The 16,747-nt window shown below is 57.8% G+C and carries 15 protein-coding genes; 12 read left to right on the top strand and 3 right to left on the bottom strand.

Annotated elements, in window-relative coordinates; translation table 11 throughout:
* Positions 1–223 precede the first annotated feature (223 nt).
* The 3 genes from fadI (at position 224) to sixA (ending at position 4,376) form a co-directional block, all read left to right on the top strand.
* A complete protein-coding gene (fadI, locus tag ACQG1Y_RS16035; RefSeq protein WP_017692982.1) occupies positions 224–1,534 on the top strand; it encodes an acetyl-CoA C-acyltransferase FadI in 1,311 nt (436 codons plus the stop codon).
* Positions 1,534–3,681, top strand: coding sequence for a fatty acid oxidation complex subunit alpha FadJ (gene fadJ / locus ACQG1Y_RS16030; RefSeq protein ID WP_368740561.1), 2,148 nt, complete (start codon positions 1,534–1,536; stop codon positions 3,679–3,681). Before fadI ends, fadJ begins: the two co-directional genes overlap by 1 nt.
* Positions 3,682–3,890: 209 nt before the next feature.
* Positions 3,891–4,376 (top strand): phosphohistidine phosphatase SixA, encoded by a 486-nt coding sequence (gene sixA / locus ACQG1Y_RS16025; RefSeq protein WP_003861375.1) that lies wholly within the window; start codon positions 3,891–3,893, stop codon positions 4,374–4,376.
* A 46-nt stretch (positions 4,377–4,422) separates the two neighbouring features.
* Here sixA and smrB read toward each other — a convergent pair whose 3' ends face one another.
* Positions 4,423–4,974 (bottom strand): endonuclease SmrB, encoded by a 552-nt coding sequence (gene smrB, locus ACQG1Y_RS16020; RefSeq protein ID WP_015572246.1) that lies wholly within the window; start codon positions 4,972–4,974, stop codon positions 4,423–4,425.
* A 145-nt stretch (positions 4,975–5,119) separates the two neighbouring features.
* Between smrB and prmB the strand changes: the two genes are divergently transcribed.
* Genes prmB through ACQG1Y_RS15990 form a run of 6 tightly spaced genes read left to right on the top strand, consistent with a single transcriptional unit; the run spans position 5,120 to position 9,671 of the window.
* Complete coding sequence (prmB, locus tag ACQG1Y_RS16015) at positions 5,120–6,052, top strand: 50S ribosomal protein L3 N(5)-glutamine methyltransferase (RefSeq protein WP_003861381.1); 933 nt, start codon at positions 5,120–5,122, stop codon at positions 6,050–6,052.
* Positions 6,053–6,112: 60 nt separating this feature from the next.
* Positions 6,113–7,198, top strand: a complete 1,086-nt coding sequence (gene aroC, locus ACQG1Y_RS16010; RefSeq protein ID WP_015572247.1) for a chorismate synthase — start codon at positions 6,113–6,115, stop codon at positions 7,196–7,198.
* 2 nt (positions 7,199–7,200) lie between these two features.
* The gene (mepA, locus tag ACQG1Y_RS16005; RefSeq protein WP_017692986.1) at positions 7,201–8,025 is read left to right on the top strand and encodes a penicillin-insensitive murein endopeptidase; all 825 of its coding nucleotides are present in this window, start codon (positions 7,201–7,203) and stop codon (positions 8,023–8,025) included.
* Positions 8,025–8,834, top strand: coding sequence for a sulfite exporter TauE/SafE family protein (locus tag ACQG1Y_RS16000; RefSeq protein ID WP_003861386.1), 810 nt, complete (start codon positions 8,025–8,027; stop codon positions 8,832–8,834). The genes mepA and ACQG1Y_RS16000 overlap by 1 nt, the downstream gene beginning before the upstream one ends.
* Complete coding sequence (locus ACQG1Y_RS15995; protein ID WP_017692987.1) at positions 8,834–9,379, top strand: elongation factor P hydroxylase; 546 nt, start codon at positions 8,834–8,836, stop codon at positions 9,377–9,379. The genes ACQG1Y_RS16000 and ACQG1Y_RS15995 overlap by 1 nt, the downstream gene beginning before the upstream one ends.
* A 13-nt stretch (positions 9,380–9,392) precedes the next feature.
* Positions 9,393–9,671 (top strand): YfcL family protein, encoded by a 279-nt coding sequence (locus ACQG1Y_RS15990; RefSeq protein WP_063932371.1) that lies wholly within the window; start codon positions 9,393–9,395, stop codon positions 9,669–9,671.
* A 58-nt stretch (positions 9,672–9,729) separates the two neighbouring features.
* Here the strand turns inward: ACQG1Y_RS15990 and mnmC are convergent, their stop codons facing one another.
* Positions 9,730–11,727, bottom strand: coding sequence for a bifunctional tRNA (5-methylaminomethyl-2-thiouridine)(34)-methyltransferase MnmD/FAD-dependent 5-carboxymethylaminomethyl-2-thiouridine(34) oxidoreductase MnmC (mnmC, locus tag ACQG1Y_RS15985; RefSeq protein ID WP_063134546.1), 1,998 nt, complete (start codon positions 11,725–11,727; stop codon positions 9,730–9,732).
* A 158-nt stretch (positions 11,728–11,885) separates the two neighbouring features.
* Between mnmC and fabB the strand changes: the two genes are divergently transcribed.
* Together fabB and ACQG1Y_RS15975 are read left to right on the top strand one after the other, a co-directional pair.
* On the top strand, positions 11,886–13,103 hold the full coding sequence (gene fabB, locus ACQG1Y_RS15980) for a beta-ketoacyl-ACP synthase I (RefSeq protein ID WP_015572249.1): 1,218 nt from the start codon (positions 11,886–11,888) through the stop codon (positions 13,101–13,103).
* Positions 13,104–13,171: 68 nt separating this feature from the next.
* Positions 13,172–14,350, top strand: coding sequence for an MFS transporter (locus ACQG1Y_RS15975; protein ID WP_047741425.1), 1,179 nt, complete (start codon positions 13,172–13,174; stop codon positions 14,348–14,350).
* A gap of 85 nt (positions 14,351–14,435) precedes the next feature.
* Here ACQG1Y_RS15975 and flk read toward each other — a convergent pair whose 3' ends face one another.
* Positions 14,436–15,440, bottom strand: a complete 1,005-nt coding sequence (gene flk, locus ACQG1Y_RS15970; RefSeq protein WP_141414264.1) for a flagella biosynthesis regulator Flk — start codon at positions 15,438–15,440, stop codon at positions 14,436–14,438.
* 111 nt (positions 15,441–15,551) lie between these two features.
* Between flk and pdxB the strand changes: the two genes are divergently transcribed.
* Positions 15,552–16,688: a 4-phosphoerythronate dehydrogenase PdxB gene (gene pdxB / locus ACQG1Y_RS15965; RefSeq protein WP_252013265.1), complete on the top strand. Its 1,137-nt coding sequence runs from the start codon at positions 15,552–15,554 to the stop codon at positions 16,686–16,688.
* Positions 16,689–16,747 lie beyond the last annotated feature (59 nt).

The following is a 16,747-nucleotide window of genomic DNA, read 5'->3' as shown; positions in this document are numbered from 1 at the left end:
TTTGCACGGGCCTACGATCGTGTAGGCCGGGTAAGGCAACGCCGCAACCCGGCAACAAATCTCACAAATGCCTCTGCCATGCAGGGGCATTTTCTTTTTCTTCTCTGTGCCTTAGCTCGCAATTTTTCGCTTCCCCGATTGGCTCAATGTAAAAAAATAGTTAAGACTATTATCAGGTCAGACCACTTAATGTGTGCGCAAAATTTTTTTACAGGGGAGTGTTATGAGTCAGGCATTACCGCTTATCACCCGACACGGTGACCGCATTGCCATTGTCAGCGGGTTACGTACGCCGTTTGCGCGTCAGGCAACCGCGTTTCACGGTATACCGGCTGTCGATCTGGGAAAAATGGTGGTGGGGGAGATGCTGGCTCGCAGCGAGATCCCGCCAGAGGTTATTGAGCAACTGGTTTTCGGCCAGGTGGTGCAAATGCCGGAAGCGCCCAATATCGCACGTGAAATCGTGCTGGGCACCGGCATGAATGTTCACACCGACGCATACAGCGTCAGCCGCGCCTGCGCCACCAGTTTCCAGGCGGTGGCGAACGTGGCGGAAAGCCTGATGGCGGGGACCATTCGCGCGGGGATCGCCGGCGGCGCGGATTCCTCCTCCGTGCTGCCCATCGGTGTTAGCAAACAGCTGGCCCGCATCCTCGTGGACGCCAACAAAGCCCGGACCACCGGTGCGAAGCTCAAACTCTTCTCGCGTTTACGTCTGCGCGACCTCATGCCCGTGCCACCTGCCGTTGCTGAATACTCCACCGGCCTGCGTATGGGCGACACTGCCGAGCAGATGGCAAAAACCTACGGTATTACCCGCGAACAGCAGGATGCACTGGCGCATCGCTCGCATCAGCTCGCTGCGAAGGCGTGGTCGGAAGGCAAACTTGCCGACGAGGTGATGACGGCTTACATCCCGCCTTTCCGCGAACCGCTGGTGGAAGATAACAATATCCGTGGCACCTCGACGCTGGAGGATTACGCAAAACTGCGCCCGGCGTTTGATCGTAAACATGGCACCGTTACGGCGGCCAACAGTACGCCACTGACGGACGGTGCCGCCGCCGTGATCCTGATGACGGAATCCCGGGCGAAAGAGCTTGGCATAACACCGCTGGGCTATTTGCGTAGCTACGCCTTTACCGCCATTGATGTCTGGCAGGACATGCTGCTCGGTCCGGCCTGGTCCACGCCGCTGGCGCTGGAGCGTGCGGGGTTGACGCTGGCTGACTTAACCCTGATCGATATGCACGAAGCCTTTGCCGCACAAACCCTGGCAAACATTCAGCTGCTGGCAAGCGAGCGCTTCGCGCGCGATGTACTGGGCCGCGCCCACGCGACCGGCGAAGTGGATCAGAGTAAGTTTAACGTGCTTGGCGGATCCATCGCCTACGGCCATCCATTTGCGGCGACCGGCGCGAGAATGATAACTCAGACTTTGCACGAGCTGCGTCGCCGCGGCGGCGGTTTTGGTCTCGTTACCGCCTGTGCGGCGGGCGGCCTGGGTGCAGCAATGGTTCTGGAGGCTGAATAATGGAAACGACATCTGCATTTAATCTGGCTGTTCGCCTTGATAACGTGGCTGTTATCACCATTGATGTACCCGACGAAAAGATGAACACCCTGAAGGCCGAGTTCGGCGTTCAGGTGCGTGCGATGCTCAGACAGATCCGCGAAAACAAAGCGATACGTGGCCTGGTATTTATCTCGGCAAAGCCGGATAACTTTATTGCCGGGGCCGATATCAACATGATTGCCCGGGCGAAAAGCGCTCAGGAAGCAGAAGACCTGGCGCGTCAGGGGCAGCAGGTAATGGCGGAGATCCATGCGCTGTCGATACCCGTTGTCGCTGCGATCCACGGGGCCTGCCTGGGCGGTGGGCTTGAGCTGGCGCTGGCCTGTCACAGCCGCATTTGTACCGACGATGCGAAAACCGTACTCGGACTGCCGGAGGTACAGCTTGGATTGCTGCCCGGTTCAGGTGGCACGCAGCGCCTGCCGCGTCTGGTAGGCGTCAGTACGGCGCTTGAGATGATTTTAACCGGTAAACAGCTGCGCGCCCGCCAGGCGTTAAAGGCGGGTCTGGTTGATGAGGTCGTTCCGCACGCCATCTTGCTTGAAGCCGCCGTTGAGCGGGCGCTGAAAGGTCGTCAGGCGAAACGCCCTCTGCCGGTGCGCGAGCGTATCCTCGCCGGGCCGCTGGGGCGCACGCTGCTGTTCAATATGGTGGGTAAAAAAACTGAGCAAAAAACCAAAGGGAACTATCCGGCAGCGACGCGCATTCTGAAGGTGATTGAAACCGGTTTATCGCAGGGCAGCAGCAGCGGTTATGCTGCGGAAGCGAAAGCCTTTGGCGAGCTGGCGATGACGCCGCAATCGCAGGCGCTGCGCGGCATTTTCTTTGCCAGCACGGAGGTTAAAAAAGATCCGGGCAGTGAAGCTGAACCGGCTCCGCTGCGCGCCGTTGGCGTTCTGGGTGGTGGGCTGATGGGCGGCGGCATCGCATTTGTCACCGCCAGCAAAGGCAAATTGCCCGTACGTATCAAAGATATCAACCCTAAGGGTATCAACCATGCGTTGCAGTACAGCTGGCAGAATCTTGATCGCAAAGTGAAGCGCCGCCATATCAAGGCCTGTGAGCGTGATATAACCCTCGCGATGATCACTGGCGCCACCGACTACAGTGGGTTTGCACACCGCGATCTGGTGATTGAAGCCGTGTTCGAAGATCTCGCCCTTAAGCAGCAGATGGTGGCGGACGTTGAACAGCATTGCGCGCCGCACACCATTTTCGCATCAAACACCTCGTCTTTGCCGATCGGCGACATCGCTGCGAAAGCCGTGCGCCCGGAGCAGGTGATAGGGCTGCACTATTTCAGCCCTGTCGAAAAAATGCCGCTGGTGGAGGTTATCCCGCATGCCACAACCAGCCCGCAAACTATTGCCACCGTGGTGAAGCTGGCGAAAAAACAGGGCAAAACCCCGATTGTGGTCGCGGACAAAGCCGGCTTCTACGTCAACCGCATTCTGGCGCCGTACATTAACGAAGCGATGCGGTTGCTGACGGAAGGGGAGAAAATTGAGCACGTCGATGACGCCCTGGTGAAGTTTGGCTTCCCCGTCGGCCCAATCCAACTTTTGGATGAGGTAGGAATTGATACGGGGACTAAAATTATCCCTGTGCTGGAAGCGGCTTATGGCGATCGTTTTGCGCCGCCTGCAAACTTTGTTTCCGCAATTTTGAAGGACGATCGCAAAGGCAGAAAAAATGAACGCGGTTTCTATCTTTACGCCGTGAAAGGGCGTAAAAGCAAGAAACAGGTCGACCCTTCGGTTTATGCGCTTATTCCTGTCACGGGTCAGGGAAAACTGTCGGCGGTTCAGTGTGCTGAGCGCTGCGTGATGATGATGCTCAATGAAGCGGCGCGCTGCTTTGGTGAGCAGGTGATCAAAAGCGCGCGGGACGGCGATATCGGCGCCGTGTTTGGTATCGGTTTTCCGCCATTCCTTGGCGGTCCGTTCCGGTATATGGATACCCTCGGGACGGGTGAAGTGGTTGCGATCCTGCAACGTCTGGCCTCGCAATATGGTCCACGGTTTACACCTTGTGACGAATTATTGCAGATGGCGGAACGGGGTCAGACATTCTGGCCCGCAAGGGAAACTGATTGCGTAAACTGAAGTCAAAGAAGGGTAAATCCTGAGGTGATGGAACCTGTTCTGGCGAAATTGTAAACAGAGATTGACTATACTTACGCCATTGAGGTAAAAAACAGCGTTTCATTCACCGAATGGATCAGGCACAATGCCCGGCCATCGGGTTTTCTACCTCGGAGCATTAATCGCGGGTAGTTAACGCCGGTGATTCTGGTTAACAAAAGCGGTGCAATATGCAAGTTTTTATCATGCGTCACGGCGACGCGGCACTCGATGCCGCCAGTGACTCAGTACGTCCTTTAACCGTCTGTGGCTGCGACGAATCCCGTCAGATGGCGACATGGCTTAAAGGTCAAAAAGTGGACATTGAACGCGTTCTGGTGAGTCCGTTCCTGCGGGCAGAACAGACGCTGGATGTGGTAGGAGAGTGTATGAACCTGCCATCCAGTGTGGATGTTCTCCCTGAACTCACGCCGTGTGGCGATGTTGGCCTTGTCAGTGCTTACCTTCAGGCGCTGTGCAATGAAGGTGTCGCTTCCGCACTGGTCATTTCCCACCTGCCGCTGGTCGGCTATCTGGTATCTGAGCTGTGCCCGGGCGAAACGCCACCGATGTTCACAACGTCCGCCATTGCCAACGTCACCCTCGACGAAACCGGCAAAGGGGTCTTTAACTGGCAAATGAGTCCGTGCAACCTGAAGATGGCAAAAGCCATCTGACGTGACGTGCGATATGGCGGGGTGCAGCGTGCCTCCCGCCATCCTGTCAGGGCAATTCTGGCGGCTGCCACTCCTCCACCTCAATCAATACCAGCAATGCGGCATCTCCGCCGTACTCTTTTGGCGCCTGATGAAAAGCCATCACATGTGGATGCTGAGCCAGCCACAGCGGTGTCTGTTGCTTAAGAATATGTTTGCCGTGGCCGTGCATCACGCAGGCGCAAAAAACATGCTCGCGACGACATGCCGCGATCAACGCCCCCAGCTCCTGTTTCGCCTGCATCTGGGTCAACCCATGCAGATCGAGGAACAGCTCCGGCGAATAATCTCCCCGGCGTAATTTTTTCAGTTCAAAATGGCTGACGTCTTCGCGCACGTATTTCACCGCACCCTGCGTATTTAGCAGCGGCTGAAACTCATCTGAAAAATAGTGGCTGTTATCGGCCTGCTCCTGGAGCAACCGTTTGACCGGTACCTCGCTGACTTTTTTACGCTGCGGGCGATGGACAATGGTGTCGTGCGTGATTTGACGCGTCCCGGTCATCAGCTGGCGGAATAGAGCCTGATCCTCCTCGCTGAGCGATGTTTTCTTTTTCATTCGTCATTCTCATCTCGTATTTCCGATAGTGTACCCGACTAAACGCATTTTTTAACCTCAAGCGGTACGCGTCATTGCTGATTTATCGCCGTCTTCATGGCAAACTAGCCGCCGAAAATTATGCGAGCATGCCCTGGAGGAAAGAGTGGATAAAATTTTTGTCGATGAAGCAGTAAACGAGCTGCATACCATACAGGACATGTTGCGCTGGTCGGTTAGCCGCTTCAGCGCCGCCAATATCTGGTACGGACACGGTACCGACAATCCGTGGGATGAGGCCGTGCAGCTGGTGCTGCCGTCTCTCTACCTGCCGCTGGATATTCCGGAAGACATGCGCACCGCGCGCCTGACCTCCAGTGAAAAACACCGCATCGTTGAGCGCGTGATCCGTCGCGTAAACGAGCGCATTCCGGTGGCTTACCTGACCAACAAAGCCTGGTTCTGCGGCCACGAATTCTACGTTGATGAGCGCGTGCTGGTGCCGCGTTCGCCGATTGGCGAGCTGATCAACAACCATTTTGACGGCCTGATTAACCATCAGCCGCAGCACATTCTTGATATGTGCACCGGCAGCGGCTGCATCGCCATTGCCTGCGCGTACGCCTTCCCGGAAGCGGAAGTGGACGCCGTCGATATCTCCACCGACGCGCTGGCCGTCACCGAACACAACATTGAAGAGCACGGGCTGATTCATCACGTCACGCCTATCCGCTCTGACCTGTTCCGCGACCTGCCGACGCTGCAATACGACCTGATCGTCACCAATCCGCCGTACGTGGATGCAGAAGATATGTCCGACCTGCCGAACGAGTACCGTCACGAGCCGGAGCTGGGCCTGGCGTCAGGCTCTGACGGGCTGAAGCTGACCCGCCGCATCCTGGCCTGCGCGCCGGATTATCTGACCGACGACGGCGTTCTGATTTGTGAAGTAGGCAACAGCATGGTACATCTGATAGAGCAGTACCCGGATGTGCCGTTCACCTGGCTTGAGTTCGACAACGGCGGTGACGGCGTCTTTATGCTGACCAAGGCGCAACTGCTTGATGCACGCGAATACTTCAGCATTTACAAAGATTAATCCAGCGGGCTTCGGCCCGTTTCACAACGCTCAAACACAAACAACAACATCGGAGCCGTGATGGCAGGAAACAGTATTGGACAGGTATTCCGTGTGACCACCTTTGGCGAGTCGCACGGTCTGGCACTGGGTTGTATCGTTGATGGCGTCCCGCCAGGCATCGAACTGACCGAAGCCGATTTACAGCATGACCTTGACCGTCGTCGTCCGGGTACCTCTCGCTACACCACGCAGCGTCGCGAGCCGGACCAGGTCAAAATTCTCTCCGGCGTATTTGAAGGCCGTACCACAGGGACCAGCATTGGTCTGCTGATTGAAAACACCGATCAGCGTTCTCAGGACTACGGCGCGATTAAGGACGTTTTCCGTCCTGGTCACGCCGACTATACCTACGAACAAAAATATGGCTTTCGCGACTATCGCGGCGGCGGGCGTTCTTCCGCGCGTGAAACCGCGATGCGCGTGGCGGCAGGGGCAATTGCCAAAAAATATCTCCAGCAGAAATTCGGCATCGTTATCCGCGGCTGTCTGTCCCAGATGGGCGACATTCCGCTGGCAATCAAAGACTGGGATCAGGTAGAGCTCAACCCGTTCTTCTGCGCCGATGCCGACAAGCTGGACGCGCTGGATGAGCTGATGCGTGGCCTGAAAAAAGAGGGCGACTCCATTGGTGCGAAAGTCACCGTGGTGGCCGACGGCGTGCCGGCTGGCTGGGGCGAGCCGGTATTTGACCGCCTTGACGCCGACATCGCCCACGCGCTGATGAGCATCAACGCGGTGAAAGGCGTCGAAATCGGCGACGGTTTTGACGTGGTCAAGCTTCGCGGCAGCCAGAACCGCGACGAAATCACGAAGGCGGGTTTCCAGAGTAACCATGCGGGCGGCATTCTGGGCGGCATCAGCAGCGGGCAGCAAATTATTGCCAATATTGCGCTGAAACCAACGTCCAGCATTACCGTCCCGGGCCACACGATTAACCGCGCTGGCGATGAAGTTGAGATGATCACCAAAGGGCGTCACGATCCGTGCGTGGGGATCCGCGCGGTGCCGATCGCAGAAGCGATGCTGGCAATCGTGCTGATGGATCACTTCCTGCGCCAGCGCGCGCAGAATGCGGATGTGACGACCACCATTCCACGCTGGTAACTATGAAAAAAACCGCAATCGCTCTGTTGGCGCTGCTGGCCAGTGGAGCAAGCCTGGCCGCTACGCCGTGGCAGAAAATCACCCACCCGGTAGCGGGGAGTGCGCAGTCCATTGGCGCTTTCTCCAACGGGTGTATCGTCGGTGCGCAGGCGCTGCCGTTGCAGTCGGATACTTATCAGGTGATGCGTACCGATCAGCGCCGTTATTTCGGCCATCCTGACCTGCTGCTGTTTATTCAGCGTCTTGGCAACCAGGTGCATAACCTGGGGCTGGGGACGATGCTGATTGGCGATATGGGGATGCCTGCCGGTGGTCGCTTCAACGGCGGTCACGCCAGCCACCAGACCGGACTGGATGTGGATATCTTCCTGCAATTGCCGAAAACGCGCTGGAGCTCAGCGCAGCTGCTGAAACCGCAGGCGCTGGATCTGGTCTCGGCCGACGGTAAACGGGTCGTCGCCTCGCGCTGGTCGCCGGAAATTTCCAGCATGATTAAGCTGGCGGCAGAGGATAACGACGTCACGCGGATCTTTGTTAATCCGGCCATCAAGCAGCAGCTTTGCCTGGATGCGGGAACGGATCGCGACTGGTTGCGTAAAGTGCGCCCGTGGTTCCAGCACCGGGCGCATATGCATGTTCGCCTGCGCTGTCCGGCGAACAGCCTGGAATGTGAAGATCAGCCGCTGCCACCGCCTGGCGATGGTTGTGGTTACGAACTGCAAAGCTGGTTTGAACCAGCCAAGCCTGGAACCTCTAAGCCTGAGAAGAAGACACCGCCTCCGTTGCCGCCTTCCTGCCAGGCGCTACTGGATGAGCATGTACTTTAATGGATAATTTCGTCGATCTGTTCATGGTGTCACCGCTGCTGCTGGCGGTGCTCTTTTTTGTTGCGATGTTAGCCGGATTTATCGATGCCCTGGCGGGCGGCGGCGGGTTGCTCACCGTTCCGGCGCTGCTGGCGGCAGGCATGAGCCCTGCCCAGGCGCTTGCCACCAACAAACTCCAGGCATGCGGCGGTTCGCTCTCCTCGTCGCTCTATTTCATCCGGCGCAAAGTGGTGAATCTCGCCGATCAGAAGCTCAATATCCTGATGACGTTTATTGGCTCAACGGCGGGTGCGCTGCTGGTCCAGCACGTACAGTCCGACATTCTGCGCCAGATCCTGCCGCTGCTGGTTATCTGTATCGGCCTCTATTTCCTGCTGATGCCAAAGCTCGGGGAAGAAGATCGACAGCGTCGTCTTCACGGCCTGCCGTTTGCGCTGATTGCCGGTGGCTGCGTCGGTTTTTACGATGGCTTCTTTGGCCCGGGGGCAGGTTCGTTTTATGCGCTGGCATTCGTGACGCTGGCCGGATTCAACCTCGCCAAATCCACCGCCCACGCCAAAGTCCTCAACGCGACCTCCAACGTTGGCGGTCTGCTGCTGTTTATCATTGGCGGCAAGGTTATCTGGGCAACCGGGTTTGTGATGATGGCAGGGCAGTTTTTGGGCGCGCGCGCAGGCTCGCGTCTGGTATTAAGCAAAGGACAAAAGCTGATCCGCCCGATGATTGTTGTCGTCTCGGCGGTGATGAGCGCCAAACTTCTTTATGACAGCCATGGACAGGAGATCCTCACCTGGTTGGGGATGAACTAATGAACAGTACGCATAACTACGAACAGCTGATTGAGATCTTCGATAGCTGTTTTGCTGATGATTTTAATACCCGTCTGATTAAAGGCAACGACGAACCGATCTATCTTCCTGCTGATGACGAGGTTCCGTATAATCGCATCATCTTTGCCCACGGCTTTTACGCCAGCGGTTTGCACGAAATTTCGCACTGGTGTATCGCCGGGAAAGCGCGTCGAGAGCTGGTGGACTTTGGTTACTGGTACTGCCCGGACGGGCGCGACGCCGCCACCCAGGGGCAGTTCGAAGATGTGGAGGTGAAACCTCAGGCGCTGGAATGGCTGTTCTGCGTAGCGGCGGGTTTCCCGTTCAACGTAAGCTGTGACAACCTCGAAGGCGACTTCGAGCCAGACCGTATCGTCTTCCAGCGCCGCGTTCATGCGCAGGTGATGGAATATCTTGAGAAAGGCATCCCGGCACGTCCGGCACGCCTGATCGAGGCTTTACAGAATTATTACCACACGCCGGAGATCACGGCGGAATGCTTCCCGTGGCCGGAAGATCTTTAACAGAGGAAAGAAGATGATCGCAGAATTTGAATCACGCATTCTGGCGTTAATTGATGACATGGTGGAACACGCCAGTGATGATGAGCTGTTCGCCAGCGGTTATCTGCGTGGCCACCTGACGCTGGCTGTAGCCGCGCTGGAAGCCGGGGACGATCACTCTGCCGACGCCGTTCACGCGGAAGTCACTCGCAGCCTGGAAAAAGCCATTCTGGCCGGGGAACTCTCTCCGCGCGACCAGTCTTTAGTGCTGGGCATGTGGAACAATTTGTTCCAGCAGGCGAAAGCGAAGTAAGTGTATCACCGCCCTCTCCCACAGGGAGAGGGTCGGGGTAAGGGCACCAGACCGCACCCTACTTGACCATTTTCCCCTTCAGCAATTTCCGCACCCACAGTCGGTTTGGATTCAGCCCCGCGAGCGTAACCCTGTCCAGTGGAACCGGCTCGTTGCTCATTTGCGCGGCTAACGCTTCAGCCAGCAGCGGCGCGGAGCATAATCCCCGCGAGCCTAAGCCACCCAGCATAAACAGCTCGGGATGAACGGGCGCGCTTACCGCCGTTTCTTTGTTGTCAGCAAGATCCTGATAGACTTCAAGCGTGGCGTCATAGTCCGGCACGTTTCCCGCCATCGGCAGGTGATCGCGGGTCGCGCAGCGTACGCCGCAGCGCGCCTGACCCTCACTGACATTCACCTCTTTTGCCCACGACGCATCCGGGAAACAGTCGAGCAGGCGCTGTCGGTTTTGCTGCTGATCCGCTTCGCTGTACTGCATATCTGTTTCACCGCGATGGTAGCTGGCACCGATGCAGTGATGGCCGTTGGACGGATTTTGCGGCGTCAGGTAGCCGTCGTAACACAGCACCTGACGCAGTTTGCTCAGTTGGGGGGCGGCAGGAATATGGCTCACCTGGCCGCCGACCGGATAAACCGGCAATGATGCTGTCTGGGTAAACTGGCTGATATGATGTCCGTTGGCCAGCACAACGCTGGCATGCTGGACCTCTTTGCCGTCAGCGAAACGCAGTTTCCAGTGCGCAGTGCGGCTTAGCGATTGAACCTTATGGGCATAATGCACTGTCAACCCACGCGACTGCCCGAGGGCTATCGCCGCAGAAGTCAGTTCAGCCGGACACAGCCAGCCGCCGAGTGGATACTGAATACCCCCGCAGCCGGTGTCGACTCCAGCGGTCTCAGCAACCTGCTGTGCCGTCACTGCATGGGCGATGGCCTCCGGCAGACCCAGCGACAGCATTTGTGTGATTTTCTGCTGGCTCTTCTCGTCCCAGCCGAGCTGCGTCACGCCGCACCAGTTGTGGTCGAACGCAACCGGCAGGCTATCGTAAAGGCGGCGAGCAAACGTAAACGCCGCCGGGAAGAACTGGAACAGTGCCGGATCGTGTGAACTTAATAAGGGATAAAGCGCGCCCTGACGGTTGCCTGATGCGCCCGTCGCCGGCGCCTCGTCAGCGCAGTAGAGCGTCACCTGCCAGCCACGGTGCAGCAGCGCCAGCGAGAGCAGGGCGCTGGCGATACCCCCGCCCACAATGGCGACCTCACGCGAGGTGCTGGCGCGACGGGCAAACCAGGGGGCCTGCGCCGGGATCGCCAGATCCTGTTCCATCACCCCGACCAGCATGTCGCGTTTACGGCCAAAGCCTTTGGTTTTCCGCATGGTAAACCCCGCCTCCTGCAACCCACGGCGAACAAATCCCGCCGAGGTGAAGGTAGCAAGCGTCGCGCCCGGGCGCGCCAGACGTGCCATGGCACTGAACAGGTGCGGGCTCCACATGTCCGGGTTTTTGGCGGGCGCAAAACCATCCAGGAACCAGGCGTCCACCTTCTGATTCATTGAGTCATCAAGCTTATCGGTCAGGTCGTTAATGTCGCCAAGCCACAGGTCGAGCGTGACGCGTCCGTCGTCCAGAATCAGACGATGACAGCCACCGATAGCCGGAGGCCACTGGGCCTGAAGCTGTTCCGCCCAGTGGGTAAGCTCCGGCCAGCGCTGATGGGCAAGCCGCAGATCGTGCGCGGTAAGCGGAAATTTTTCGAAACTGATGAAATGTAATCTTTGTAAGGTAGCCTTGGGGTGTGCAGTGCGAAACTGGTCGAACGCCTGCCAGAGGGTCAGAAAATTCAGCCCGGTGCCGAAACCGCTCTCCGCTACGACAAACAGGCTGCGCGGATGCTCAGGGAAGCGGGTGCTGAGATGATTTCCTTCGAGGAAAACATAGCGCGTCTCTTCCAGTCCGTTATCATTAGAAAAGTAGACGTCATCAAAATCTCGGGAAACAGGTGTACCCTCAGCGTTGAATTCGAGGTTGGCAGGTTGTATGGCGTTTTGTTTCACGTAAGTTACTCGTCCGACAGGCAGTGGCACGATCTTAGCGATGTGAGCCCATCGGTGCAAATTTCCACAGAAAATGGCTGATCGGACTTGTTCGGCGTACAAGTGTACGCTATTGTGCGACTCGAAACTTTTTATAGTGCGACTTACAGAGGTATTGAATGAAACGTGCAGTGATTACTGGCCTGGGCATCGTTTCCAGCATCGGTAATAACCAGCAGGAAGTCCTGGCATCTCTGCGTGAAGGACGCTCCGGGATCACTTTCTCTGAAGAGTTTAAAGATTCTGGAATGCGTAGCCACGTATGGGGTAACGTTAAACTGGACACCACCGGTTTAATTGACCGTAAAGTGGTTCGTTTCATGAACGATGCCTCTATCTACGCCTATCTTTCCATGCAGGAAGCGATCAAGGATTCTGGTCTGAGCGAAGACGCTTACCAGAACAACCCACGCGTGGGCCTGATTGCAGGCTCCGGCGGTTCCTCTAAAGCTCAGGTGTTCGGTGCTGACGCCATGCGCAGCCCGCGCGGCCTGAAAGCGGTCGGTCCATATGTTGTGACCAAAGCCATGGGGTCAGCGGTTTCCGCGTGCCTGGCAACGCCGTTCAAAATCCACGGTGTGAACTACTCCATCAGCTCTGCATGTGCGACCTCCGCACACTGTATCGGTAATGCGGTTGAGCAGATCCAGCTGGGCAAACAGGACATCGTATTTGCTGGCGGCGGCGAAGAGCTGGGCTGGGAAATGGCCTGTGAGTTCGACGCGATGGGCGCACTGTCCACCAAATACAACGAAACGCCAGACAAAGCGTCCCGTACTTATGACGCACACCGCGACGGTTTTGTTATCGCTGGCGGCGGCGGTATGGTTGTGGTTGAAGAGCTGGAACACGCGCTGGCGCGTGGCGCGCACATCTATGCTGAGATCGTGGGCTACGGCGCAACGTCTGACGGCGCTGACATGGTTGCTCCATCCGGTGAAGGCGCGGTGCGCTGCATGAAGATGGCGATGCACGGTGTTGATACTCCAATCGACTACCTGAACTCCCACGGCACCTCAACGCCGGTAGGCGACGTGAAAGAGCTGGGTGCGATCCGTGAAGTGTTCGGCGACAATAGCCCGGCTATCTCTGCAACCAAAGCCATGACCGGTCACTCTCTGGGAGCGGCGGGCGTGCAGGAAGCGATCTACTCTCTGCTGATGCTGGAAAACGGCTTTATCGCGCCAAGCATCAACATCGAAGAGATGGACGAGCAGGCGGCTGGCCTGAACATCGTGACCGAAACCACCGAACGTGCGCTGACGACCGTTATGTCCAACAGCTTCGGTTTCGGCGGCACCAACGCCACGCTGGTGATGCGTAAGCTGAAAGCGTAAGCGTTTGAAGGTATAGTAGAAGGGAGCCGCGCGGCTCCCTTTTTTTATGCCTGAACACGGAGTTATGCATGAAGGCTGTTACCCCTGGGAAGAGCGCTCCTTCCGGGAATCTTCCCCTTTTCCGCATCGCCTTTGCGGTGTTTCTGACCTATATGACCGTTGGCCTGCCGCTGCCGGTGATCCCCTTGTTCGTTCACCAGGAGCTGGGCTATGGCAACACCATGGTCGGCATTGCGGTGGGCATTCAGTTTTTAGCGACGGTATTAACCCGGGGCTACGCCGGTCGCCTGGCGGATCAGCACGGCGCAAAACGCTCGGCGTTGCAGGGCATGTTTGCCTGCGGGCTGGCGGGGGGAGCCTGGCTGCTGGCGGCGCTGTTGCCAATAGATGCAGCGTATAAATTCGCGCTGCTGGTGGCAGGGCGTCTGATCCTCGGCTTTGGCGAAAGCCAGCTGCTGACCGGCACCCTTACCTGGGGAATGGGGCTGGTGGGGCCTGCGCGTTCCGGAAAAGTGATGTCCTGGAACGGGATGGCGATTTACGGCGCGCTGGCGGCAGGCGCACCGCTGGGGCTGCTGATCCACAGCCAGTTTGGTTTTGCGGCGCTGGCAGGCACCACCATGGTATTGCCGCTGCTGGCGTGGGCGTTTAACGGTTCGGTGCGTAAGGTGCCCGCCCATAAAGGCGAGCGTCCTTCGCTGTGGAGCGTGGTAGGGCAAATCTGGCAGCCGGGGCTTGGGCTGGCGCTTCAGGGGGTGGGCTTCGCGGTTATTGGTACCTTTGTTTCCCTCTATTTCATGAGCCGCGGCTGGGCGATGGCGGGCTTTACGCTGACGGCCTTTGGCGGCGCGTTTGTATTGATGCGCGTGCTGTTTGGCTGGATGCCGGATCGCTTTGGCGGCGTGAAGGTGGCCGTGGCGTCACTTGTCATTGAGACCGTGGGTCTGGTACTGCTCTGGCAGGCGCCCTCTGCATCCGTTGCGCTGCTGGGTGCGGCGTTAACCGGCTGCGGCTGCTCGCTGATCTTCCCGGCGCTGGGCGTTGAAGTGGTGAAGCGCGTGGCTCCGCAGGTGCGCGGCACGGCGCTGGGCGGCTATGCGGCGTTTCAGGATATCTCATACGGGGTCACCGGGCCGCTGGCGGGGCTGCTTGCAACGTCGTTTGGCTATCCTTCCGTCTTCCTGGCCGGTGCGGTGTCAGCGGTGGTGGGAATTGTGGTGACGCTGGTGGCGTTTCGCAGGTCGTAGTTTTTTGCCCGGTGGCGCTTCGCTTACCGGGCCTACAACCGCGCGAACCGTAGGCCGGGTAAGGCGTAGCCGCCACCCGGCAGTTTTAAGCCACCAGCCAGAAAATCGCCAGCGCAATCACCAACGCGATAAACATCAATCCCGGACGGGCAGAAAGCGTTTTGAACGTATCAACTACGGGGGCAAACAGCGGGTTGTAGATCGGCTGAATGTTTCTTACCTCCAGCACGCCGCCTTCCCGCTCGGCGCGGCGAACGAAGATCTGATTGAGCACATCCTGCACCTGCGCGGTGGTCAGCACCGTTTGCGGCGTAGCCTGCCAACTCTGCTGAGCGTAATCCCGGATCGTATCGAACTCGTGCGGTTCCAACGGTTGTTTCAGCGCCGCCTGTACGCTGTGCAGGGTCGGGGCGCTCTGGGTGCTGAGCGTCTGACGCGCCTGGAGCCAGGTGACCAGATGGGTAAACTGTTTTGCCGGGATCATCTCGCCCGCTTTCACACCGGAAAGTTCCAGCATGGATTGCCAGATAAGCTTTGTGGGTTCGCCGGTAGCGGCAGCCAGCTTAGTGACCATCTGCTTGAGCGTATTATGCTCCGCAGGCTGCAATGGCCGTTCTGTAGACGGGCGCTGTTGCGGCTGCGGGATAGAAAGCTGATTGCTTTGTAGCAGGGTCAACACGGTTTTCAGCTGTTCTTGCGAAAGCTGGCTCAGGGCGGTATGACCGTACTGTTGACGGATAAAATCACTCACCGCCTGGCGATTATTCCCCTGGCCCAATAGCTCGGTCAGCTGCGAGATAATCTGGCGGGTAGTATGTTGCTGCTGCGCGCTGGTAAGACGCTGGTTCAGGTTTTGTTCGGCGGCAGGGAAATGGCGCGACTGTAGCGGCGCATCGTTTCTTACGCCCAAATCGTGCTTAACGCCGGCCCATACCTCTGCGTTTTGCTGTGAGGTTAACGCAATAAGACGCGTGATCAGACGCTCCAGTACGGTGCGTTGCTGCGTGGAGAGCGGTTGTTCGCCTGGCGTGTTGGGCGTTACGGGGCCTTCACCCGGAGGGCGCGGAGGCGTACCTGAAATGGGCTGCATCGTCAAAAATCCTTAAAGTCAAACTCTGCGTAACCGGGCGGAGATATATGCCCGGCGGCGAGATTATGGCACACTTGGCAGGTTTACTTCCTCTCAAACAGGTACTCAGACGTGAAAATCCTCGTTGATGAAAATATGCCTTACGCCCGTGAGCTGTTCAGCCGCCTGGGTGAGGTTAAGGCTGTCCCTGGTCGCCCGATTCCGGTCAGCGAACTGGACGATGCAGACGCCCTGATGGTGCGCTCGGTGACCAAAGTAAATGAGGCACTGCTCACCGGCAAAGGGGTTAAATTTGTCGGGACGGCAACGGCCGGGACCGATCATGTGGATGACCAGTGGCTTAAGCAGGCGGGGATTGGTTTTTCTGCGGCGCCAGGCTGTAACGCCATTGCCGTCGTGGAATATGTTTTCTCCTCGCTATTGATGCTGGCCGAGCGCGATGGTTTTGCGCTGAAAGACCGCACCGTCGGGATTGTGGGGGTGGGCAACGTGGGCGGACGTCTGCAAAAGCGTCTGGAAGCCTGGGGTATCCGCACCCTGCTGTGCGATCCGCCGCGTAAGGATAACGGCGATGAAGGCGACTTCCGCACGATGGATGAGCTGGTCGACGAGTGCGACGTCATCACCTTCCATACGCCGCTCTTTAAAGAGGGGCCGTACAAGACTCTGCACCTGGCCGACGAAAAGCTGATCCGCCGTCTGAAGGCTGGCACTATTCTGATAAATGCCTGCCGGGGACCGGTGGTGGATAACGCGGCGCTGCTGGCATGTCTGAACGAACTACAAAAACTCAGCGTGGTGCTGGACGTCTGGGAACCCGAGCCGGATCTCAACGTTGAGCTACTCAACAAGGTGGACGTGGGCACCGCGCATATCGCTGGCTACACGCTTGAAGGCAAAGCGCGTGGCACAACCCAGGTGTTTGAGGCTTACAGCGCCTTTATCGGCCATCCGCAGCAGGTGGCGCTGGATACGCTTCTGCCCGCCCCGGAATTCGGCCGCATTACCCTTCATGGCCCGCTGGATGAGGCAACGCTGAAAAGACTGGTGCATTTGGTGTATGATGTGCGCCGCGATGACGCGCTGCTGCGTAAAGTGGCGGGTATTCCGGGTGAGTTTGACAAGCTGCGCAAAAATTACCTTGAGCGCCGCGAGTGGTCTTCCCTGTATGTCATGTGCGATGACGCGTCAGCGGCGGGGCTGCTGCATAAACTGGGATTTAACGCCGTTCACCACCCGGCACGTTAATGTCTTCTTAATGCTCCCTGTCGGATGCTCCGGCAGGGACGCTTTTTATTTCTGGAGTA

The sequence above is a fragment of the Enterobacter cloacae complex sp. 397G4 genome, assembly GCF_050031515.1.
Taxonomy (GTDB): Bacteria; Pseudomonadota; Gammaproteobacteria; order Enterobacterales; family Enterobacteriaceae; genus Enterobacter; species Enterobacter hormaechei_C.
The sequence above is the reverse complement of the archived record's forward strand: the minus strand, read 5'-3'. Positions and strand labels throughout refer to the sequence as shown.